Source organism: Micrococcus terreus (assembly GCF_900116905.1).
Taxonomy (GTDB): domain Bacteria; phylum Actinomycetota; class Actinomycetes; order Actinomycetales; family Micrococcaceae; genus Citricoccus; species Citricoccus terreus.
The window spans coordinates 200,219-221,957 of record NZ_FPCG01000003.1; the positions used below are offsets into that span (position 1 = coordinate 200,219).

The window sequence follows — 21,739 nt, forward strand, 5'->3', positions numbered from 1 at the left end:
TGGATCAGCACCGCACGCCCGTCAGAGCCAGAGGAGGACCCCGTGCCGCGTCCTCACCTCGGCTCCGGGCCCGGCCGCCTCGCGCGCGGCTGGGGCGCCGCCCTGATCGCCACCCTGGTGGCCGCCGGGTCCCATTCGCTGGCCGGCCCAGGCCATCACGCCGACACCCCCTCATCTCTGGTCTTCATCCTCACCCTGGCCTTGGCCGGTCCGCTCTGCACCGCGCTGGCCGGCCGGGTCCTCTCGTGGACCCGCCTCTCGGCAGGCGTTCTGCTCAGCCAGGGCCTGTTCCACGGTCTGTACTCCCTGGGTCCCGGGGTCGCACCGAGTCCGGCCGGGATCACGCCCGGACATGAGCATCACGTGCAGCACCTCACCGTGGCCGCTGCCGAGCCCCTTCCTGTGTCCGAGGCCGGCGTGTCCATGGCGGCCGCGCATCTGGTCGCCGCGGTGGTCACCGTGCTGCTGCTGCGTCAGGGCGAGCAGGCGGTTCTGACCGCCGCGGAGTGGGTGCTGCTGCGCCGCCCTGTCCTGACACTGGTGCCCGTGGTCCTGCCCTCCGTCTTCGGCCAGGGCCGCGCGGCCTGGCATCGCCCTCCGATCCTGCAGCCGTTCCGGGACGTGGTGACAGGGCTGCAGTGGCGGGGTCCGCCGTCGTGGTCGTTGGCACCCTGACCCCTCGACGCTGACACTCGACCCGGCGCGCCGGTCTGACCCCGCGCCCCGAAGGACACCATGACACGGCACCACCCTCATCCCCGCCGCCTGCTGGCCGCCGCCGCAGCCACCGGACTGCTCGCCAGCGGACTCTGGGCCGCCGCTCCGGCCCTGGCCCACGACCAGCTGCTCTCCGCCGAACCTGGCGACGGCGCCACCCTGCAGACCGCTCCTGAGGAGCTGCTGCTGAGCTTCTCCGGCAACCTGATCACCGGACAGGGCATCCAGAACCTCGTCCAGGTCCGGGACCAGGACGGCCACCAGTGGCAGGACGGCGCGGCCACCGTCACCGGGCCGACCCTCAGCGCCGCCCTCTGCGACGGCATGCCCAACGGGGACTATGACGTCTCCTACCGTGTGGTCTACTCGGACGGCCATTCGGAGGAGAAGCAGTACGCCTTCACCGTGCAGGACCCGAACGGGCCGGACACCGGTGCACCCGCTGACGGGTGCGGCGTCCTGGCCGCGGGCGCTTCGCCGTCCTCCCCGGCCGGCACCGAGCCCACCCAGGACCAGGGCACGACGACGGCTCCGTCCGGTGCAGAGAGCACTGCGCCTGGCGCTGGCGAGACGGCACCGGCCGAGGACACCGTGGTGGAGGACTCCTCGCAGGAGTCGGCTCCGCTGCCGGCCTGGGTCTGGGCCGTGGGCTTCGGCGGCGTCGCCGTGGTGGTGCTGGGCCTGGTGGTGGCCGCCCGCAAGGCCAAGAGTCTGGGCTGACCGGCACCTGCCGTCCCCGTGCTGAGATGCGGCATCGGCCGCATCCTCCTCTGCGTGCCCTCGGGCCGCATCCGCACACCTTTCCTGATCCTGCTTTCTTCTCTGCGCGCGCTGCCGCGCCTCAACGACGAGGACTCCCCTGATGAACATCCAGAACACCCAGAGCCCCCAGAACACCCAGCCGACCCGGACCGCGCTGTCCCGGCGCCTGAGGGCCCTGAGCGCTGGAGCCGGCGTGACCGCCCTGCTGCTGACTGGCTGCAGCGCCGCCTCCGACCCCGCGCCCGCCGACGGTGGCGCCACAGGAACCTCCAGTGCCAGCACCACGGTTCCCTCCGGGCAGATCTCGGTGACGGACCCCTGGGCCAAGGCCGCGGACGAGCACATGACCGGCGTCTTCGGGGTCATCGCCAATGACTCCGACCGGCAGCTGCACCTGGTCGGCGCCCAGAGCGAGGCCGCCCAGCGGGCCGAACTGCATGAGACCGCCGACGACGGCACCGGCTCCACCCTGATGCAGGAGAAGGAGGGCGGTTTCATGATCGAGCCGGGTCAGAGCCTGGAGCTGGTCCCCGGCGGTGACCACATCATGCTAATGCAGCTGACCGAGCCGATCGAGCCGGGCCAGCAGGTGCTGGTCACCCTCGAGTTCGCCGACGGCACCACGCTGCCGCTGGAGGCCGTGGCCAAGGAGTACGCCGGGGCCAACGAGGTCTACGAGGCGGACGACACCGATGAGTCCGAGGCCGAGTCAGGTGACGGGGACGAGGACGGCCATGGCGACCACTGACCCCCATCCCGAGTCCACCGGCCCGGCACCGGTCCAGGACCCCGAGCCGCGGACCACCTCCCGGCGAGCCTTCGTCCTGGGGACCGGTCTGCTGGGCGGCGGCATGATCGGCACCGCTCTGGGCTACGTGGCCGGGCACGGCTCCGGATCCACCACTGCAGGAGCCAGCGTCCCCGCCTCGGGGCAGGCGACCAGCGGACCGAGTGAGGCCGGGGCACCCGCCGCGGGGGCCGACGTCGGGAATCCCACCTGGGCCGAGCCGGGAGGCGAGGCCGGGCGCGTGGCCGTGAGCTCGCCGGTGGGGACGGACACCGTGCCCTTCTACGGCCCACGGCAGGCCGGTGTGGACACCCCGGCGCAGACGCACGCCGTGTTCCTGGCGCTGGACCTGAAGCCGGACGCGGACCGTGAGCGGATCCAGCGGATGCTGCGCCTGCTCACGGACGACGCCGCCCGGCTCACGCAGGGCCGGGCGACCCTGGCGGACACCGAACCGGAGCTGGCCGCCGCGCCGGCCCGGCTGACCGTGACGTTCGGGTTCGGGCCGGAACTGGTCCGGCGCGTGGACCCTGCCCGGATGCCGGACTGGCTGCGGCCGCTGCCGGCGTTCGGGATCGACCGGCTGCAGGACGAGTACAGCCACGGAGACCTGCTGCTGCAGCTCTGCGGCGACGACCCCGTCTCCCTGGCGCACGCCCGGCGGATGCTGCTCAAGGACACCCGGGCGTTCACCACGCTGCGCTGGGTGCAGACCGGGTTCCGCTCCGCGCGCGGATCCCACCCCGGCGGGACCACCATGCGCAACCTGTTCGGCCAGGTGGACGGCACCTCGAATCCCTCCCCGGACACCGCGCACCTGGAGCGGGTGGTGTGGGGCCAGGGGGAGGGGCCGCTGCCGCTGACGCCGTGGCTGGAGGGCGGCACGTCCCTGGTGCTGCGGCGGATCGCCATGCAGCTGGACACCTGGGACGAGCTGGACCGGCCGGCCAAGGAGCAGGTGATCGGGAGGCGGCTGGACACCGGTGCGCCGTTGACCGGCCGGGAGGAGCATGACGAGCCGGACCTGGGGGCGATGAACGAGCGCGGGTTCCCGGTGATCTCGGACATCTCCCACCTGCGCCGTTCCCGCACGGACATCCCGGAGCAGTCCATGCTCCGCCGGGCCTACAACTACGACGACGGGCCCTCCGGTGCGGACTCGGTCTCGGACTCGGGACTGCTGTTCGCCGCCTACCAGTGCGATGTGGACCAGCAGTACCTGCCCGTCCAGCGGCGTCTGGCCGAGTCCGACCACCTGAACCTGTGGACCGTCCCGGTGGGCTCGGCCGTGTTCGCCATCCCCCCGGGCTGCCAGGAGGGCGGCTACGTGGGGGAGGGACTCTTCAGCACCTGACCCCGCAGCCCGCCCACACACCGCCCCCTCGAACCCTGAGAGAATGGACCTCGTGCCTTCCCCCCGCTCCACCCGACCCCGCCGTGACTCGACCCCAGCACCCCGGTCTGCCCAGCAGACCCCCTCGGGGCGTGGCTCCGGTGCGCCCCGGGGGCGTGACGTCGTCGGGACCGTGGCCGCAGTGCCCCGCTGGGTGTGGATCGGGGTGGCCGTGGCAGCCGCCGTGGCCCTGGCGATCGCGGCGAGCCTGACCGGGATCACCGCGGTCCGGGAGCTCTCGGACCCGGGCTCGGTCACCCGGTGGGGTCTGCCCCTGGCCAAGCTGGTGCACAACATCGCGATGCCGGTGACCCTGGCCGCACTGGTCTTTGCCGTGGGGATCCTGCCGCCGCACGCCGCCGGGGGGCGGGCCGGCCGAGGCCGGACGGCCAAGGACCGCGAGCAGCAGCGGGCCGATGAGGTCGCAGCTCCGGAGCATCCGGCGTTCGCGCTGCTCATGCGCGTGGCCGCGGTGGCCGCCGCCGTCTGGACGGTGGCGGCACTCGCCATGGTGGTGCTGAGCTACTCGGACCTGGCGGGCATGCCGCTGGACCCGGGCCCGGGATTCACCTCCGGACTGGTGGGGTACATCGAGTCGATCTCGGTGGGTCAGGCCTGGTTCTGGGTGACGGTGATCGCCGCCGTGGTGACCTCCCTGGTGATCGCGGTGCGCTCGGTGACCGGTCTGGCCTGGACCGCACTGCTGGGAATGGTGGGGATCGTCCCGCTGGCGCTGATCGGCCACTCGGCCTCCGGGGACGACCACAACGCCGCGGTGAACTCGATCGGCCTGCACCTGCTCGGCGTGGTGGTGTGGATCGGAGGCCTGCTGGTGCTCGCGCTGATCTCAGGGCGGCTGACCGGTCCGGACGGTGCCACGGGCCGGGGCTCGGCGCACCGCCAGGGTCCGGAGCCGCTGATCCACACGGTGGTCTCGCGCTACTCGCTGCTGGCCGGGCTGGGACTGGCCACCGTGGCGATCTCCGGTGTGGTCAACGCCGGCATCCGCATGGACCAGTGGGAGCAGCTGACCAGCCCCTACGGGCTGATCGTGCTCGCCAAGTTCGTGGGCACACTGCTGCTGGGCGCGATCGGCCTGATGCACCGGCTCTGGATCATCCCGCGCCTGGCCACCGGCACCGAGCAGCCTCCGGCGGCCGCGCGGCGACTGCTGTGGCAGCTGATCGCCGTGGAGGCGGTGCTGATGGGCGCGATCCTGGGCCTGGCCACCGTGCTGGGCCGCACCTCACCCCCGGTCCCGGAGGAGCTGGCCCCGGACGCCTCCCCGGCGCGCATCCTCACCGGCTACGATCTCCCGCCGGAGCTCACGCCCGAGCGCTGGTTGACGGTGTGGCGGCCGGACTGGCTCTGGGTGGCGATCATCGTCTTCCTGCTGGCCTGGTACATCCGTTCCACCATCCGCCTGCGGCAGCGCGGGGACTCCTGGCCCATCCTGCGCACGGTCTCCTGGACCCTGGGCCTGATCGTGCTGTTCTGGGTCACCTCCGGTGCGCCGGCCGTCTACGGTCAGGTGCTGTTCAGCGCGCACATGGTGGCGCACATGACCCTGACCATGATCTCCCCGCTGTTCCTGGTGCTGGGCGCCCCGATCACCCTGGCCCTGCGCGCCCTGCCGGCCCGCTCGGACGGCACCCGGGGCCCGCGCGAGTGGATCCTGTGGATCGTGCACTCCTGGTGGGGGCGGTTCATCACCCACCCGGTGGTGGCGGGGATGAACTTCGCCGGCTCGATCCTGATCTTCTACTACACCCCAGTGTTCGGCTTCGCCCTGAACGAGCACGTGGGCCACGAGTTCATGAACGTGCACTTCCTGCTCACCGGGTTCCTGTTCGCCTCGGTGATGGTGGGGATCGACCCGCTGCCGCGGCGCACCATGTACCCGCTGCGTCTGGTCCTGCTGCTGGCCACCATGGCCTTCCACGCGTTCATCGGCGTGGCCATGACCGGGTCCGACTCCCTGCTGCAGGCCTCCTGGTTCGGCTCCATGGGCCGGGACTGGGGCCCCTCAGCGATCGCCGACCAGCAGATCGGCGGCGCCATCATGTGGGGGATCGGCGAGGTGCCCACGGTGATCATGGCGGTGATCGCGGCCTACCAGTGGTGGCGCAACGACCAGAAGGAGACCAAGCGGCTGGACCGCAAGGCCGACCTGAACGACGAGGCAGAGCTGAAGGCGTGGAACGCCATGTACGCCCGCCTCGGTGACGACGAGACCGAAGGACCCCGCCCGTGACCCGCCCTGCACCCTCTGTCCGGCCCCGTCGTCGGAGCCTGGCCGCCCTCGCTCCTCTGGCCGTGCTGCCGCTGACCGCCGGTCTGCTGGCCGGGTGCGGTGCGTACGAGTCGCCGGAGGAGGCCACCTCGGCCTCCACCCCGGCAGGCCATCCCGACGTCGGCTCCGGCACCTCCCAGCCCAGCGCGCCTGCGGAGGGCGAGGGGACGTCGTCGGGAGAGGGCGGCGAAGCCGCTGAGGGCGCTGAGGCTGACCGTCCTGATCAGCGTGCGGCAGCGGCAGCGGCGGAACGGGCGGCCAGCTTCGGCTTCACCGAGCAGGCCGTGGCCACCGAGGAGCAGGTGTCCGGTCTGCGCGAGGACGTGCGGCTGCGGCAGTCCAACACCACCGGCACCCGCGTGGACCCGTCCGAGTGCAAGTCGGCGCTGACGGCCGTGGACTGGTCGCCGCTGCTGGCCCCGGGCAGTGCGGCCTCGCGGATCGACGTGGGATCGGCGACCTTCCGGGGGACCGGGACCGTGGAGGTGGCCGCGCTGGAGGACATCGGCGTGGTGGACCAGCACGTGCAGAATGTGGACCGACTGGTGCAGGACTGCGGCGAGCTGAGCTTCACCGTGGACGGCACGTTCTCCGGCGAGGGCGGAGCCGCCACGTTCGAGCTGGCCAGCTCGGTGCCGGAGGCGGAGACCTCGCAGGCCGTGGAGTCGGCCCTGCTGTGGACGCGCAGCCCGGTCAGTGGGGACGGTGCCCCGGCCACCGCCCAGGTGCTGGTGGGTCGGCAGGGCGAGCATGCGGTGATGGTCTCGTTCATCGGGTCCAGCCAGGTGGCCGATGCCGAGTTCACCGCCATGGCGCAGGCCATGCTGGACGCCGCGCTGGCCGAGCTGTAGTCCCCGGTGCCGGAAGCGGAGGTCTTCACGAGCCCCGGGTCCGGCTGGAAGCATGGGTCCATGACTGAGAATCCCGACATCGGACATGCAGACCAGACCAGGGACCCGGAGCTGGACGCCAACACCGGCACCGGCGAGACGGAGCAGCAGATCCGCCAGGACGCGGAGACCGCCGCCCGCTCGGCCAACCCGGACCCGGAGGAGGGCAACGTCACCGGCCTGGAGCCCGGCGGCGGCGTGCCTCCGGGAGAGACCCCGCCCGCCGAGGACCAGATGAGCATGGACCAGAACACCGAGCAGGACGACCGCCACCACTGACGGTCCGGGGCGGGCCGGACCGGGCAGGCCGAATTGCTGGCCCTGACCGGGGTCCCCCGACGGTTCTGCGTCGTCTCTGCGACATGTCGTACCGACTGCCGGTACGACATGTCGCAGAGACGACGCCGTTTCGCCCGCCGGCCCCACCGGCCCGCCATCTCACCCCGCGTGTGTCCTCATGAGGCCGCACGGACACACGGACTGCCCGGATCCGGGACAATGGTGGACATGACAGATGCAGCCGCAACGTCCCAGAACACCGACCGCACTAATCCCGCCGCACCAGCCCCCCGTGCCACCAGCCGGGTCCGCGCCTCCGAGCTGATCGGACGCGGCTGGCTCAACACCGGGGACCAGCAGGTCACCCTCGAGGACCTGCGCGGCAAGATCGTCATCCTGGACTTCTGGACCTTCTGCTGCATCAACTGCCTCCACGTGCTGGACGAGCTGCGTCCGCTGGAGGAGCGCTTCCATGACGTCCTGGTCACCGTGGGCGTGCACTCCCCGAAGTTCGAGCATGAGGCCGATCCGGATGCGCTGGCCGCCGCCGTGGAGCGCTACGACATCCAGCACCCCGTCCTGGACGACCCGAACCTGACCACCTGGCAGGCGTATTCCGCCCGAGCCTGGCCCACGCTCGTGGTGGTGGACCCGGAGGGCTACATCGCCGCGCACCTTTCCGGCGAGGGCCACGTGGCCGGCCTGACCTCCCTGGTGGAGGAGCTGGCCGCCGAGCATGAGGCCAAGGGCACCCTGCACCGTGGCTCCGGCCCCTATGTCCCGCCCGAGCCCGTGGCCCGCGACCTCAAGTTCCCCGGTAAGGCCATCGCCCTGGGCGAGCGCGGCACCGAGACCGGCTCGTTCCTGGTGGCAGACACCGGCCACCACCGGCTCGTGGAGATCGCCACGGACCTGAGCACCGTCCTGCGCACCATCGGCGGCGCCGGTGAGTCCGGCGGCGAGGGGACGAAAGGACATCACGACGGCTGCCCCGAGGCCGCGCTGTTCAACGAGCCTCAGGGTCTGGCCCTGCCGCCCGTCGAGGTGGCGGAGCAGGTCGGCTATGACGTGATCGTCGCGGATTCGGTCAACCACCGCCTGCGTGGGGTCCGGCTGTCCGACGGCACCGTGACCACCCTGGCCGGCAACGGCGTGCAGCGGCTGATCGACTCCGAGCTGGCCAAGGCCGCGCACCGTTCCACCCACGCGGCGGATGCCACCGACGCCGAGCTCTCCGCCGAGGCAGAGTCCGCCGCCAGATCGTCAGCAGGACAGGACGGGGTGACCGTCTCCCTGGCGCCCTTCGGCTCCGATCCGCTGCAGACCTCGCTGTCCAGCCCGTGGGACGTGCTGTGGTCCACCGCAGAGGACACCCTGGTGATCGCCATGGCCGGCACCCATCAGCTCTTCTCCTTCGACCCGCGCACCGGTGACCTCGCCGTGTACGCCGGAACCGGCCTGGAGGGACTGCTGGACGGTCCGGCGGACGCGGCCTGGTTCGCCCAGTCCTCGGGTCTGGCTGAGTCCGCTGACGGCACCGTCTGGGTGGCCGACTCCGAGACCTCCGCCCTGCGGGCCATCACCCCGGCGCGCTCTGCCGACTCGGCCGCGGCGGCAGGTGACGTCCAGCGCCAGGTGCGCTCCGTCGTCGGGACCGGCCTGTTCGACTTCGGCTTCCGGGACGGCGCCCCGGATCAGGCGCGGCTGCAGCACCCGCTGGGGGTGACCGCCCTGCCGGACGGCTCCGTGCTGGTGGCGGACACCTACAACGGCGCCATCCGCCGGTACGCCCCGGAGGGGGTGGCCGCGGACGGGCGTCCCACCCCGGCCAGCGTGTCCACGGTGGCGCGGGGGCTGAAGGAGCCCTCGGACATCCTGGTGGAGCCGGGTCCGGACGGTGCCGCGGCGAGCATCGTGGTGGTGGAGACCAACGCCCACCAGCTGGTGCGCCTGTCCGTCCCGGAGGAGTTCCTGCAGGTGGATGAGGGCGCGCAGCAGACCCAGCGGCCGCGCACCCCGGTGGCCGCCGGCGACCTCGAGCTGACCGTGGCCTTCAGTGCCCCCACCGGCCAGAAGCTGGATGACCGCTGGGGTGACCCCACGCAGCTGAAGATCTCCGCCTCCCCGGAGGAGCTGCTGCTGGACGGGGCCGGGACCTCCACCGGTCTGGCCCGCACCCTGCGGATCAACCCGGAGATCCCTGAGGGCGTCCTGCACATCACCGCCCGTGCGGCCTCCTGCGACGGCGAACCCGGCCAGCCCATCCCGGACCACGCCGCCTGCCACCTGTACCAGCAGGACTGGGGCATTCCGGTCACGGTCCACGGCGAGGATGCGGCGGCTGACGGCGGCGTCACTCCGGAGACCCGGTTGGACCTGGACCTGCGCGGGATACACTGACAACGAGTGCCGGTGGGCCTGCTGGTCGCGCCGCACCACTGACCACACGCACCCCGACCCGAAGGCGGCTGTCCTGATGACCACCCTCGTCGTTGCCTCATCCCAGCACGGATCCACCCGCGAGATCGCCGAGCGCGTGGCGGAGGTCCTGCGGAAGAACAAGGGCGTGGGCGTGGAGGTCCAGGACCCGGCGCACGCCCAGAAGTGGGTCCAAGGCGCTAACGCCGTGCTCGTCGCCCTGCCCGTCTACCGCGGCAGCCTGGACTCGGAGGGCAAGAAGTTCCTGGACGCGAACCGGGCCGAGCTGACCGGAAAGCCCCTGTTCATCCTGGCCTCCGGTGGCGGGCCTGAGCTGGACCCGAAGCTGCGGCTGGTCCTGGAGTCCTACCACCCCAAGGAGATCGGCTACTTCCGGGGCGCCCTGGTGGAGGAGAAGCTGGGTTTCCTGGAGAAGCTGCAGATCCGGATGGCCAAGGGACAGTACGGCGACTTCCGTGACTGGTCCGCCATCGAGGCCTGGGGCAAGTCCCTGGCCCACCGCGGCGCCAGCTGAACAGCCCTTCCCGACGGCGTCACCTCACCTCAGGGGTGAACCGCACCGACTCCGGGGTCACCAGCACGGTGCCCGTGAAGGTCACCGGCAGATCCTCCTGCACGCGCTGCTGGGCCCCGGTCATCAGGTCCCTCTCCGTGACGGTGATCCGTGCCGTGCCCTCCAGGGTGGCCTCGGTGAGGGGTCCGGCTGAGATCAGCTGAGCCTGAGCGAACTGCGGCATCTGGACCATCTCCCACCGGATCGAGGACGGGTCCACCCTCTGGGCCGACTGGTAGTCCAGCGGACAGCCGGTGGGGTGCAGGACCTGCTGCTCGGTGCACTGGTCCAGGTACTGCTCCACCTGCTCCTGCACCCGTTCGACGGCCAGCTCCGTGGCAGTCACCGTCAACGGGAGCACCTCATCCTGTCCGGCCCGCGCCACGGTCAGATGGGCCGGCTCGGACGCCAGGTGGCTGCTCTGGAACTGGGCCTGCAGGTGCGCCGGTGGGAAGACCGCCAGGCGCGGGGCCACCAGGGAGCCGTCTGTCCGGGTCAACGGCAGCTGCGCCCCGTTCAGGGTGGCGGAGAGGGGATCGCCGTCCGTGTCCTGAGTGGATCCCGCAGCGCCCACATCCGTGGTCAGGCCGCGAGGCTCCACCGTCACGGTGGGCAGCCGGAGAGGATCCATGGCCCAGCGGTCGAAGAAGAGCCAGTCCCGGCCCTGATGGCTCACCGTGAACGCGGTGCGGAACGGGGTGCCGCCGGCGGTTCCCGTCACCTCGATCTGCCGTCGCTCGGTGTCAGGGGCGGGCGCGGTCGAGCCCGTGACAGCGCCGGTGGCGTGGCCGGCGTCCTGGACCTCCAGGTCCTGCAGGTGCGCGACCGCTGCGGTCAGCGGCTCACCGTCCAGCAGCTGGGTTCCGGCCTCGGTGCCCTCCGGCAGGACGGCACCGGACAGGCCCAGCGCCGCAGCCCCGTCCCCGTCCTGGAGCGCCGCCAGGTACTGCTCCACGGGTGCGGTGGGGGAGCGGACCTCCTGGTTCGCCCAGGTGATGCCCGCCGCCCCGGCCGCCCCCACCAGCACGGCACCGAGCCCACCGAGCACCAGGGGCAGCGGTGAGCGGCGGTGGGACCGACGGGGAGCCTCGCTCATGCGGGGATCAGCCGAACAGGCCGCCCGTGCGGCGGCCGCGGCGCTTGGTGCCGAAGATCGAGCGCACCACCTGACGTCCGAACGCGGTGGCCGCGGCGGTGGCGATGTCCTTGGCGATGTCCGCCGCCGGGTTCGGCTCGGCCTTCTTCCGCGGTGCGGGGCGCTCGGCCTGCGGGGCGGGATCCGCCTTCTGACGTGCCGCAGGACGCTCGGCCTGCGGCGGGGCCGGTGCGGAGGGGATCCCGTGCCCCAGGATCTCGGCCTCGATCCGCCGTGCCTCGGCGTCGATGTCCGCCTGGGACTGTCCCGCTCCGGGCTGCTGAGCCCCCACCGATCCGCCCGTGCTCACCGTGCCCGCCGGCGCGGGGGCACCTGCCGGTGCGCCGCCGTCGGGAACTCCTGCCAGCCGCTCCGCCGCGGAGACGCGGTCCTGCTCGGTCCCGTAGGCCGCGAACAGCGCGGAGCCCTGGACGATCCCGTCCATCACGGACGGCTCGGAGGGGCCCATCACCGACTGCGGGGACCACATGCGGGTCAGTGCCACCGGGGTGGGGGAGCCGTCCTCGTCCATCACGGTCACCACGGCCTCACCGGTGCCGGCGGAGGTCAGGACCTTCTCGAGGTCGTAGTCGGTGTGCGGGAAGGTGGAGACGGTCTTCTTCAGGGCCTTGGCGTCATCCGGGGTGAAAGCGCGCAAGGCGTGCTGGACGCGGTTGGCCAGCTGGCCCAGCACATCCGCCGGGACGTCCTGCGGGGTCTGGGTGACGAAGAAGATGCCCACGCCCTTGGACCGGATCAGCCGGACCGTGGTGGTGATGGTCTGCAGGAACGCCTTGGACGCATCCTTGAAGAGCAGGTGTGCCTCGTCCAGGAAGAAGACCAGCTTGGGCTTCTCCGCGTCCCCCACCTCCGGGAGCTCGGCGAACAGGTCGGCGAGCAGCCAGATCATGAAGGTGGAGAACAGCACCGGCTTCTGCTGCAGGGTGGGCAGCTCCAGGCAGGAGATGACCCCGCGCCCGTCCGGGGCCTGGCGCAGCAGCTCGGCGGTCTCGAACTCCGGCACGCCGAAGAAGCGGTCCATGCCGCCGGCCTGCAGTGCGGTGATCTCGCGCAGGATGACGTTGGCGGTGGACTTGGCCACCCCGCCCAGGCCCTTCAGGTCCTCCTTGCCCTCGTCCGAGGTCAGGTGCATGACCACGGCGCGCAGGTCCTTGAGGTCGTCCAGAGGCAGCTCGCGCTCGTCGGCCCAGTGGAACATCAGCTGCAGGCTGGACTCCTGGGTGTCGTTCAGGTCCATCACCCGGGAGAGCAGCAGCGGCCCGAACGAGTCCACGGTGGCCCGGACGGGAATGCCGGTGCCGTCCCCGCCGAGCGCCAGGAACTCCACCGGGTACGCGGTGGCCTCCCAGGGCATGCCGGTCTGCTGGGTGCGTGCGGTCAGCTTCTCGTTCGGGGTGGCGGCGGTGGCCAGTCCGGAGAGGTCGCCCTTGATGTCCGCCAGGAACACCGGGACCCCGGCCTGGGAGAGCTGCTCGGCCATCACCTGCAGGGTCACCGTCTTGCCGGTTCCCGTGGCGCCGGCCACCAGTCCGTGGCGGTTCATCATGCCCAGCGGCAGGCGCACGGGGACGTCCGCGTGGACGGTGTCCTCGGTGATCGCCGCGCCCAGGGTGATGGCGGGCTCGGTGAAGGAGTACCCCTCCCGCAGCGTGGTCAGCAGTGCGGAGTCGGCGGCGGAGGTGGGAGCAGCGTTCTGATCGGCCATGTCAGCAGTGTAGGAGTTCTGCGGGCCGGCCGGGGTCAGGCCAGCAGCAGCGCGACGGCGATCATCGCCGGGATGGCCACCACTGTGGTGACCAGGATGGTGTCCTTGGCCACGGTGGTGCCGGACTCGTACCGCGAGGCGGCCACGAACACGTTCTGCGCGGTGGGCAGCGAGCCCAGCACCACGGCGATCAGCAGATCACGGCCCTCCAGGCCGAACACGAAGACCGCCAGCACATAGGCCAGCGCCGGGTGGACCAGCAGCTTCAGCACCGAGGCCACCGTGACATCCCGACGACGGCCGGAGGACTTCTCCAGCGGCCTCGCCCCCACCAGGGACATGCCGAAGGCGAGCAGCATGGCGGGGATCGACGCCCCGCCGATCAGGTGGATCGACTCGGCCACCGGCCCCGGCAGCGACCAGCCCGTGGCGGAGAAGACCAGTCCGGCCACGGAGCCGATCACCATGGGGTTGCGGGCCACCGCGCCCAGCTGCCGCCAGAACGCCACCCACCGGCTGCGCGCTCGCACCCGGACCGTGCGCTGACCGGCTTCATGCTCAGCGCCGGTCACTGCGGGCAGACGCGCCTCGCGTGCCGTCAGGGTGTCCATGGCCGCCACGTAGATCGGGGTGTAGATGGCCAGCTGGAAGATCAGCACGGGGGCGGCCAGGGCGGCATCGCCCAGCACGTAGGCGGCGATCGGGATGCCCAGGTTCGCCGAGTTCACCATGGAGGAGCTCAATGCCCCGATCACGGTCTCCGACCCGGTCCGGCGGGCCAGGACCAGCCGAGCGAGCGCCAGGTACAGCAGGGCCACCAGGAACGCGGAGAGGGTGGCCACCCAGAGCTGGGGCCCGAGCACGGCGCGGACGTCGGCGGCGCTGAGGGTGTCGAACAGCAGGGCGGGGCTGGCCACGAAGAACGCCGTGCGGGAGAGGACCATCTGGGCGTGCGGGCCCAGGACGCCGGTCCGGCCGGTGATGTAACCGACCAGGATGATCACCCAGACCACGGTGAATCCGGAGAGCACCTCGAGCATGGCCACCTCCGCATCCGGGCATGAAGAGAGCGGGTGACGGGAATCGAACCCGCGTATCCAGCTTGGGAAGCTGGCGCTCTACCATTGAGCTACACCCGCAGCGCCCTCCACCATATACCAGTTTCGGACGTCGTCGACTCCTCTGACGCGGCGAGGCCAGCGGATGACGAGAGATCCCGACGACGTCAGGCGGCGTCGTCGGGAATCCCCGGCCGGTGCCCCTAGCGGAAGATGAGCGCCGAGGCCAGGCCCTGGACCAGGCCACGCTCGGCACCGAGGGTGCCGGTGGAGGAGAGCGTGCGGGCGTGCAGCAGTCCGTTGCTGGGACGGCGTGCCAACAGTGTCTGGGTGCCGGGTCCGTCGAATCCCTGGACCACGTGCAGGGCTGTGGACGAGTTCCATCCGGTGGCCATCACCCGTGAGGTGCCGGTCAGGGTCCGCGTGCTGCTGCTCGGGTAGGCGCGCAGCGTGCCGTTGCGGTCCACGATGCCCAGGTCCATGGAGGAGTTGCCGTCCAGCCGGGCCAGGAAGACCTCTCGCGGCGCGGCCACTCGTCCGATCACGGTGGAGCCGGTCACCGGACCGGTGGAGTGCGTGTGGCGATAGACCGTCCCGGTGGAGCTCACGCTGATCAGACGATCACGTCCCTCGGAGGCCCAACGACCCACCGTCAGCTGACGCCCGGTCAGGCCACGCGCCACCACCACGCCACCGCCGAAGCCGCCGCCCCGCCGGCCCAGCCGCAGCACCAGTGTTCCGTCGCGGCGCTGCATCAGCACGTCCTGCAGCCCGTCCACGTCCCAGTCCGCGGTGAACGCCGCCACCACGTCCGAGGGCACGCCCAGGGGGATCGACCGGGCACCGCGGTACCCGCCGCGGAAGGTGGCGTTCCGGGTGGCCCCCTGGCCCGCGATCGCGTACGCCAGGCTGGCATCGGTGGTGACGGAGGGGTTCCGGCCGTCGTAGTACCGCTCGAGCAGGGTGATGCTCCGGGTCTTCAGCTCCGCGGCCAGGGACGGACCGACGTAGCGGAAATGCCAGGGCTCGTACATGTAGCCGGTGATGGACTCGGTGCCCTGCGGGTAGCGCAGGATCAGCCCGTACCGCCAGGCGTTGGCGGCCACCCACTTCCCGGCGGCGGTGTCCCCGAAGCAGGAGGTCGCGCTGATAGCTGTAGGACCGGTACGCGCTGACCATCCGCAGGCTGTACCCGCGGGCGGCGGCGTCCTTCTTCAGCCGGGACCAGGCGGTGGCGGTCTCCGGGCGCATCTGGAATCCGTCCACCGTGGTGAGCTGTGCCGGCACGTAGGTCAGCGGGCTCAGCGGGTAGGTCTTGTTCACCAGGACCGTGAGGCTGGACGCGGTCCGATTGATCAGCGCGGTCTGGACCGGGACGGATGGGAGTGCTCCGGGTGCCGGTCCGGCCATGGTCAGCGTCAAGGCCGCCGCCATCAGGGCGGTGATGACCCGGCGCAGGGTCCGGTGCGGACGCGGTGCTGCGTGCTGTTCGGTCATGGCGGTTCCTCTGCTTCCCCCTGAGGCCGAGGGGTGGAGGCACTCCCCGGGCACTCTCAGTGTCTGCCTGCGCGGGGGAGCCGACAAGTCACGACCGCACGCATCCCATAACGATTCGGCTAGCGTGGTGCCGTGCTTCTCTCCGACCGCGACATCAGGGCCGAACTGGACTCCGGCCGCGTGCAGCTGGACCCGCTGGACCGCTCCATGGTCCAGCCCGCCAGCGTGGACGTGCGCCTGGACCGCTACTTCCGGCTGTTCGACAACCACCGCTACGCGCACATCGACCCTGCCGAACCGCAGGAGGAGCTGACGCGACTGGTGGAGGTGGCCCCGGACGAGCCGTTCATCCTGCACCCCGGAGAGTTCGTCCTCGGCGCCACCTACGAGCAGGTCACCCTGCCGGAGGACATCGCCGCCCGACTGGAGGGCAAGTCCTCCCTGGGGCGGCTGGGCCTGCTCACGCACTCCACCGCCGGGTTCATCGACCCCGGCTTCTCCGGCCACGTGACCCTGGAGCTGTCCAACATGGCCACCCTGCCGATCAAGCTCTGGCCCGGGTCCAAGATCGGCCAGCTCTGCTTCTTCCGGCTCACCTCGCCGGCCGAGCACTCCTATGGATCCGGTCCCTACAGCAACCGGTACCAGGGCCAGCGCGGCCCCACGGCCTCCCGCTCGCACCTGAACTTCCACCGCACGGACATCTCCTCCTGACCGACTCACCCCGCTGACGGTGACCCAGTTCACCTGTGGGTGCCCTGGTCCCAGTAGCATGCCCGGCATGAGCCCCTCGCGCCCCCACAGCTCCGCGGACCCGTCCCGTGCTGACCTGACCCCCTCGGAAAGCCTGCCCGACGACGCCACGCACCCGGCCGTCGTCGGGAACCTCCCAGCGGGGCTGGGAGAGAGGGCGGACCGCGCGAAGGGTCCTGAACGGCGCCGGGTGAACCGGAAGCATGTGACCGCGTGGGCGCTGTGGGACTGGGGCTCGGCGTCCTTCAACGCCGTGATGGTCACGTTCGTGTTCGGCACCTACCTGGCCTCCGGTGCCTTCGGACCGGATGACCGCGGCACTCAGTGGCTCACTGCGGCGAACGCGATCGGCGGCGTGATCATCGCCCTGACCGCCCCGGTGATCGGCCAGCGGGCGGATGCCGGAGGACGGCGCAAGCTGTGGCTGGGGATCTACACGGGTGTGGTGCTGGTGCTCACCGCGATGTGCTTCTTCGTCAAGCCGCAGGAGTCCTACCTGCTGCTGGGCGTGGTGCTGCTGGCCGCAGGCAATGTGGTCTTCGAGTTCGCCAATGTGAACTACAACGCCATGCTCCTGCAGATCTCCACCAAGCAGACCATCGGACGGATCTCCGGGATCGGCTGGGGCGCCGGCTACGCGGGCGGGATCTTCCTGCTGCTGATCCTCTACGTGGGGTTCATCGGCGGGGACACCCACTGGTTCGGCATCACCGAGGACGAGGCCCTGAACGTCCGGGTGGTGGCGGTCTTCGCGGCCGTCTGGTTCCTGATCTTCGCGCTGCCGGTGTTCTTCACCGTGCCGGAGAACCGTGCCGTCGGGGACGGCAGGCAGGTCAGCATCCTCGAGTCCTACCGGCGGCTGTGGCGCACCATCAGGGGCCTGTGGCGCACCGACCGCAACACCTTCTGGTTCCTGGTGGCTCAGGCCGTGTTCCGGGACGGGGTCGGGGCGATCTTCACCTACGGGGCCATCCTGGGCGTGACCGTGTACGGGGTGGCGCAGGGGGATGTGCTGATCTTCGGGATCGTGGCCAATGTGGTGGCGGCGGTCGGGTCTTTCCTGGGCGGCTGGATCGACGACCGCGTGGGGCCCAAGCGGGTGATCTTGGCATCCCTGGTGGGGCTGATCGTCACCGGCGGCATCGTCTTCTTCTTGGACGGCACCACCGCGTTCTGGATCTTCGGGTTGACCCTGTGCTTCTTCGTGGGGCCGGTGCAGTCCTCGGCGCGGTCCTTCCTGGGGCGGCTGAGCACTCCCGAACGGGCGGGGGAGCTGTACGGGCTCTACGCCACCACGGGGCGTGCGGTGTCCTTCCTGGCCCCGGCGCTGATCTCGATCGCCGTGGCGCTGACCGGGGACGCGCGGTTCATGGTCCCGGCCATTCTGGTGGTCATGTTCCTGGGCCTGCTGCTGCTCCTGCGGGTGCGCGATCCGCAGCCGGAGCAGGTGCCCGGCGACTGACCGGTGACTGCCCGGTCAGCGCACGGGCAGCGCACGGGCCGCGCGGCGCCTCGCTCTGACGTGCACACTCGATGGCCGGATGCGACCATTTCGCAGAATGCGGAAGTGGGCCCTGATCTGAGGGCTTCGGTCCACGCGGTCGGGCGTGGCCGCTAGACTGGCACGAGCCCCCCACGACCCGCAACGTTCGGAGGACGCCCTGTGCTGACTGTGCTCATCGCGCTCTTCGCCGTGGCACTGGTGGCACCGCTGATCTTCCGCCGGACTGAGCGCAACGGATTCTATGTCCTGGCCGCGGTTCCCGCTGCAGGGTTCGTGTGGCTGCTGTTCCAGCTCCCGGCTGTCATCGAGGCCCAGCATCGGGTCAACTCCGGTGCCGCGCCCCCGGAGAGTGCAGGACTGGTCGAGTCCTTCGCGTGGATCCCGGACCTGGGCATCTCCCTGACCTTCCGGCTGGATGCGCTCTCGGCCTTCATGGGACTGATTGTGCTCGGCGTGGGCGCCCTGGTGCTGGCCTACTGTGCCCGGTACTTCATCCACCACGAGCCGCGCAACGCCACCTTCGGCGCCCAGTTGCTGGCCTTCGCTGGCGCCATGTGGGGTCTGGTCACCACCGATGACCTGATGATCCTCTACACGTTCTGGGAGATCACCTCGGTGCTCTCCTTCCTGCTGATCGGCTACGCCGGTCACCGCATCTTCGCCCGTCGCTCGGCCATCCAGGCGCTGATCGTCACCACCTTCGGCGGATTGGCCATGCTGGTGGGCCTGATCATGCTGGGCCAGGCGGCCGGCACCTACCGCCTCTCCCAGATCGTGGCCGCCGGACCGGACCTGCTCACGGGAGAGCGCGCCGGTGCGTTCATGGAGTGGGCCCTGGTCCTGGTGCTGATCGGGGCACTGACCAAGTCCGCCCAGGTGCCCTTCCACTTCTGGCTGCCTGCCGCCATGGCCGCCCCCACGCCGGTCTCGGCCTATCTGCACGCTGCCGCCATGGTCAAGGCCGGCATCTACCTGGTGGCCCGGATGGCCCCCGGCTTCGCCGAGTCGGGCACCTGGCAGGTCATCGTGATCGCCATCGGCCTCTGGACCATGCTCGTCGGTGGCTGGCGGGCCCTGCGGCAGACCGACATCAAGCTGATCCTGGCTTACGGCACCGTCTCCCAGCTGGGCTTCCTGCTGCTGGCCAACGGTCTGGGCAACCGGGATGCGGCCATGGCCGGACTGGCCATGCTGCTGGCCCACTCCTTGTTCAAGGCGCCGCTGTTCATGATCGTCGGCGTGATCGACCACGAGACCGGCACCCGTGATCTGGCCAAGCTCTCCGGGCTGCACCGCACCCACCGCTGGCTCTTCCTCACCGCCCTGATCTGCTCCGCCTCCATGGCAGGCCTGCCTCCGCTGCTGGGCTTCGTGGCCAAGGAGTCCGTCCTGGACTCGCTGGTGCTGTGGGGCGAACACGGTGCCGGTGGAGATGTCTGGATGAGCCTGTGGGCCTGGCTGCCGCTGATCGGCGTGGCCCTGGGCTCGGTCCTGACCGTCGCCTACACCGCCCGGTTCATGTGGGGCGCCTTCGCCACCAAGCGGGTGCAGACCGATCAGGGTGTGCGGGCCGTCCAGGACACCGCCTTCCACACCCCGGTCAGTGCCGGTCAGCTCAGCCCGTCGATCGTGCTGGCCGTGGCCGGCATCCTGCTGGCCTTCGTGCCCGGTCTGGTCGCGCCCCTGCTGGACTCCTTCGCTGCCTCTGCGGCACCGCTGCCGGACGCGGACAAGCCGCTCTACCTGGCCATCTGGCACGGTCTGACCCCGGTGCTGGGCCTGTCGATGGCCATCATCGTCCTCGGCCTGGTCCTGTTCTGGGCCAAGAACCCGGTCGCCCAGTTCCAGGCCGCAGTCCCCGGCTGGCTGGACGCCCAGCGCGGCTACCGGACCATCCTGCGCCGCGTGGACGACGTCGCCGTGTGGGTGACCGGACGCACCCAGCGAGGCTCCCTGGGCTTCTACCTGTTCATCATCCTCTCGGTGGCCGTCCTGGCCCCGCTGATCGCCCTGCTCTTCCCCCAGGAGAAGGACGGGGACACCATTCCGCTGACCCAGGTGGCCTTCTCGGCCGACTGGGTCTGGGCCCAGCACGGCGGTCAGCTGGTGATCGGCATCGCCATGATGGTCGCGGTGATCGCCGCCATCCGCGCCCGCAAGCGCTTCATGGCGGTGTTGCTGATCTCCGTGGTCGGCTACGGCCTGGCCGGGATCTTCGCCCTGGCCGGCGCACCGGATCTGGCCCTGACCCAACTGCTGGTGGAGTCCATCGTGCTGGTGGCGCTGGTGCTGGGTCTGCGGGTGCTGCCCGCGGGGTGGTACACCCGCAACCGCCAGGACTACCGGTGGGCCCGTGCCCTGCTCGGCGTCGCCTTCGGCCTGGTCATGATCTGGGTCGGCGCCACGGCGCTGAGCTCCCGCGTGGCCGCCCCGATCTCCCTGGACATGGCGGAGATGGCCTACGAGGGCGGAGGGGGCACCAACATCGTCAACGTGCTCCTGGTGGACATCCGTGCCTGGGACACCTTCGGTGAGCTCACTGTGCTGGCCGCTGCCGCCACCGGTGTGGCTTCGCTGATCTTCATCCAGCAGCGCGATCGTCGCCGCCGTGAGCTGACTGAGGTCAAGACCGGTTCGGTCGGGCGCTACACCGCTGACGGCCCCCTGGAGCCCGAGGAACTGGAGACCGTGCGCCGGTTTGCCATCGTGGACCGGGACCAGTGGCTGGTGGCCGGCCGCACCCTGGCGCCCGAGCGTCGCTCGATCATCTTCGAGGTCATCACCCGACTGCTGTTCCACGTGATCATCCTGCTCTCGCTCTACCTGCTGCTGGCCGGACACAACACCCCCGGTGGAGGCTTCGCCGGCGGCCTGCTGGCCGGTCTGGCCCTGGCCATCCGCTATCTGGCAGGTGGCCGGTACGAGCTGGAGCAGGCCATGCCGATCCCGGCCGGCGTGCTGCTGGGCTCCGGCCTGGCGGTCGCCGCCCTGTCCGGAGTGGCCCCGCTGTTCTTCGGAGGACAGGTCTTCCAGTCCGCCATCGTCGAGTTCTGGCTGCCCATCCTGGGTGACGTGAAGCTGGTCAGCGCGACCATCTTCGACATCGGCGTCTACCTGGTGGTCATCGGCCTGGTGATCGACGTCCTGCGCTCGTTGGGCTCCGAGGTCGACCGCCGCTCCGAAGCCGATGCCAGCGCCCGCGCTGAAGCCGACCGTCGTCGTCGGGCCTCCAGCAAGCCTCAGGGCGCCGTCTCCAGCGAGACCGCCGGGAGGTCCCAGTCATGACCGTGAACTTCCTGCTGCTGCTCGTGATGGGCGTGATGTACGCCGGAGGGATCTATCTGCTCCTGGAGCGCACCCTGACCCGTGTGCTGCTGGGGATGATGCTGATCACCAATGCCACCAACGTGCTGATCCTGGTCATGTCCGGCCCTCCCGGCCGGCCCCCGATCGTGGTGGACGGGGTGGACCCCTCCGAGTACTCGGATCCGCTGCCGCAGGCGCTGACCCTGACGGCCATCGTCATCTCCTTCGCCGTCACGGCCTTCATGCTCGGCATGATCTACCGCTCCTGGAAGCTGGGCCGCCGCGACGAGGTCCAGGTGGACACCGAGGACGTCAAGGTCGCCGAGCAGCCCTCCTTCGACGCCGAGGATGACGCCGAGCTGCAGGAGGAGACCTCCGAGTTCCTGGACGAGGACGAGGACCCCAACGCCGACTACGAGCACGCCACGGCCCTGAACCCGGCCACCGGCGCCCTGACTGTCAAACACCAAGCCGATGGCACCGTGTCCGTCACCTCCCGGCCCGGCCGGCAGGAGGAGGGGCACGACGACGACCATCACCCCGAGGAGGACGAACGGCCCGGCAGCCCCGGGGCCCGTCCGGGAGTCCACGGTGTGAGCGGGCCTGGCTATGACACCACCGACGACCAGAAGGGAGACCGGACGTGA

The 21,739-nt window shown here is 70.8% G+C and carries 16 protein-coding genes, 1 tRNA gene and 1 pseudogene; 13 read left to right on the forward strand and 5 right to left on the reverse strand.

The window, feature by feature from the left end; translation table 11 throughout:
* Positions 1 to 42: 42 nt before the first annotated feature.
* The 9 genes from BM355_RS05350 to BM355_RS05390 all read left to right on the forward strand — a co-directional run bounded on the left by BM355_RS05350 (position 43) and on the right by BM355_RS05390 (position 10,074).
* Positions 43 to 675, forward strand: coding sequence for a hypothetical protein (locus tag BM355_RS05350; protein ID WP_091695789.1), 633 nt, complete (start codon positions 43 to 45; stop codon positions 673 to 675).
* 60 nt (positions 676 to 735) lie between these two features.
* Positions 736 to 1,437 (forward strand): copper resistance CopC family protein, encoded by a 702-nt coding sequence (locus BM355_RS05355; RefSeq protein ID WP_091695791.1) that lies wholly within the window; start codon positions 736 to 738, stop codon positions 1,435 to 1,437.
* A 142-nt stretch (positions 1,438 to 1,579) separates the two neighbouring features.
* A complete protein-coding gene (locus BM355_RS05360; protein ID WP_091695793.1) occupies positions 1,580 to 2,227 on the forward strand; it encodes a copper chaperone PCu(A)C in 648 nt (215 codons plus the stop codon).
* The gene (locus BM355_RS05365; protein WP_091695795.1) at positions 2,214 to 3,620 is read left to right on the forward strand and encodes a Dyp-type peroxidase; all 1,407 of its coding nucleotides are present in this window, start codon (positions 2,214 to 2,216) and stop codon (positions 3,618 to 3,620) included. The genes BM355_RS05360 and BM355_RS05365 overlap by 14 nt, the downstream gene beginning before the upstream one ends.
* Positions 3,621 to 3,663: 43 nt before the next feature.
* Entirely contained in the window at positions 3,664 to 5,913 is a 2,250-nt protein-coding gene (locus BM355_RS05370) for a bifunctional copper resistance protein CopD/cytochrome c oxidase assembly protein (protein ID WP_091695796.1), read from the forward strand.
* On the forward strand, positions 5,910 to 6,803 hold the full coding sequence (locus BM355_RS05375) for a hypothetical protein (RefSeq protein WP_091695798.1): 894 nt from the start codon (positions 5,910 to 5,912) through the stop codon (positions 6,801 to 6,803). Before BM355_RS05370 ends, BM355_RS05375 begins: the two co-directional genes overlap by 4 nt.
* Before the next feature lie 60 nt (positions 6,804 to 6,863).
* A complete protein-coding gene (locus BM355_RS05380; RefSeq protein ID WP_091696060.1) occupies positions 6,864 to 7,121 on the forward strand; it encodes a DUF6480 family protein in 258 nt (85 codons plus the stop codon).
* 228 nt (positions 7,122 to 7,349) lie between these two features.
* On the forward strand, positions 7,350 to 9,521 hold the full coding sequence (locus BM355_RS05385; protein ID WP_091696062.1) for an NHL domain-containing thioredoxin family protein: 2,172 nt from the start codon (positions 7,350 to 7,352) through the stop codon (positions 9,519 to 9,521).
* Between the two features lie 76 nt (positions 9,522 to 9,597).
* Positions 9,598 to 10,074, forward strand: coding sequence for a flavodoxin domain-containing protein (locus BM355_RS05390; protein ID WP_091695800.1), 477 nt, complete (start codon positions 9,598 to 9,600; stop codon positions 10,072 to 10,074).
* A gap of 19 nt (positions 10,075 to 10,093) precedes the next feature.
* Here BM355_RS05390 and BM355_RS05395 read toward each other — a convergent pair whose 3' ends face one another.
* The 5 genes and pseudogenes from BM355_RS05395 to BM355_RS14790 form a co-directional block, all read right to left on the reverse strand.
* A complete protein-coding gene (locus BM355_RS05395) occupies positions 10,094 to 11,209 on the reverse strand; it encodes a hypothetical protein (protein WP_091695802.1) in 1,116 nt (371 codons plus the stop codon).
* A gap of 7 nt (positions 11,210 to 11,216) precedes the next feature.
* Positions 11,217 to 12,974, reverse strand: a complete 1,758-nt coding sequence (locus tag BM355_RS05400; RefSeq protein ID WP_091695805.1) for a helicase HerA-like domain-containing protein — start codon at positions 12,972 to 12,974, stop codon at positions 11,217 to 11,219.
* 35 nt (positions 12,975 to 13,009) lie between these two features.
* On the reverse strand, positions 13,010 to 14,014 hold the full coding sequence (locus tag BM355_RS05405) for an AEC family transporter (RefSeq protein WP_091695808.1): 1,005 nt from the start codon (positions 14,012 to 14,014) through the stop codon (positions 13,010 to 13,012).
* A gap of 28 nt (positions 14,015 to 14,042) precedes the next feature.
* A tRNA-Gly gene (locus BM355_RS05410) sits at positions 14,043 to 14,113 on the reverse strand.
* Positions 14,114 to 14,235: 122 nt separating this feature from the next.
* Positions 14,236 to 15,529 (reverse strand): annotated as a pseudogene (locus tag BM355_RS14790) (M15 family metallopeptidase).
* 132 nt (positions 15,530 to 15,661) lie between these two features.
* On the opposite strand from BM355_RS14790, the gene dcd reads away from it, so the two are divergent.
* The 4 genes from dcd (at position 15,662) to BM355_RS05435 (ending at position 21,739) form a co-directional block, all read left to right on the forward strand.
* The gene (dcd, locus tag BM355_RS05420; RefSeq protein ID WP_091695810.1) at positions 15,662 to 16,243 is read left to right on the forward strand and encodes a dCTP deaminase; all 582 of its coding nucleotides are present in this window, start codon (positions 15,662 to 15,664) and stop codon (positions 16,241 to 16,243) included.
* A gap of 67 nt (positions 16,244 to 16,310) precedes the next feature.
* Entirely contained in the window at positions 16,311 to 17,744 is a 1,434-nt protein-coding gene (locus BM355_RS05425) for an MFS transporter (RefSeq protein WP_091696065.1), read from the forward strand.
* 201 nt (positions 17,745 to 17,945) lie between these two features.
* Positions 17,946 to 21,071: a Na+/H+ antiporter subunit A gene (locus tag BM355_RS05430; protein ID WP_091695813.1), complete on the forward strand. Its 3,126-nt coding sequence runs from the start codon at positions 17,946 to 17,948 to the stop codon at positions 21,069 to 21,071.
* A complete protein-coding gene (locus BM355_RS05435) occupies positions 21,068 to 21,739 on the forward strand; it encodes a Na(+)/H(+) antiporter subunit C (RefSeq protein WP_091695816.1) in 672 nt (223 codons plus the stop codon). Before BM355_RS05430 ends, BM355_RS05435 begins: the two co-directional genes overlap by 4 nt.

Bases quoted from the DNA above. Each gene is read 5' to 3' on its own strand.
- BM355_RS05370 (WP_091695796.1), top strand. From the start codon at position 3,664: ATGGACCTCGTGCCTTCCCCCCGCTCCACCCGACCCCGCCGTGACTCG.
- BM355_RS05390 (WP_091695800.1), top strand. From the start codon at position 9,598: ATGACCACCCTCGTCGTTGCCTCATCCCAGCACGGATCCACCCGCGAG.
- BM355_RS05435 (WP_091695816.1), top strand. From the start codon at position 21,068: ATGACCGTGAACTTCCTGCTGCTGCTCGTGATGGGCGTGATGTACGCC.
- BM355_RS05380 (WP_091696060.1), top strand. From the start codon at position 6,864: ATGACTGAGAATCCCGACATCGGACATGCAGACCAGACCAGGGACCCG.
- BM355_RS05425 (WP_091696065.1), top strand. From the start codon at position 16,311: ATGAGCCCCTCGCGCCCCCACAGCTCCGCGGACCCGTCCCGTGCTGAC.
- BM355_RS05360 (WP_091695793.1), top strand. From the start codon at position 1,580: ATGAACATCCAGAACACCCAGAGCCCCCAGAACACCCAGCCGACCCGG.
- BM355_RS05405 (WP_091695808.1), bottom strand. From the start codon at position 14,014: ATGCTCGAGGTGCTCTCCGGATTCACCGTGGTCTGGGTGATCATCCTG.
- BM355_RS05355 (WP_091695791.1), top strand. From the start codon at position 736: ATGACACGGCACCACCCTCATCCCCGCCGCCTGCTGGCCGCCGCCGCA.
- BM355_RS05400 (WP_091695805.1), bottom strand. From the start codon at position 12,974: ATGGCCGATCAGAACGCTGCTCCCACCTCCGCCGCCGACTCCGCACTG.
- BM355_RS05365 (WP_091695795.1), top strand. From the start codon at position 2,214: ATGGCGACCACTGACCCCCATCCCGAGTCCACCGGCCCGGCACCGGTC.
- BM355_RS05395 (WP_091695802.1), bottom strand. From the start codon at position 11,209: ATGAGCGAGGCTCCCCGTCGGTCCCACCGCCGCTCACCGCTGCCCCTG.
- BM355_RS05385 (WP_091696062.1), top strand. From the start codon at position 7,350: ATGACAGATGCAGCCGCAACGTCCCAGAACACCGACCGCACTAATCCC.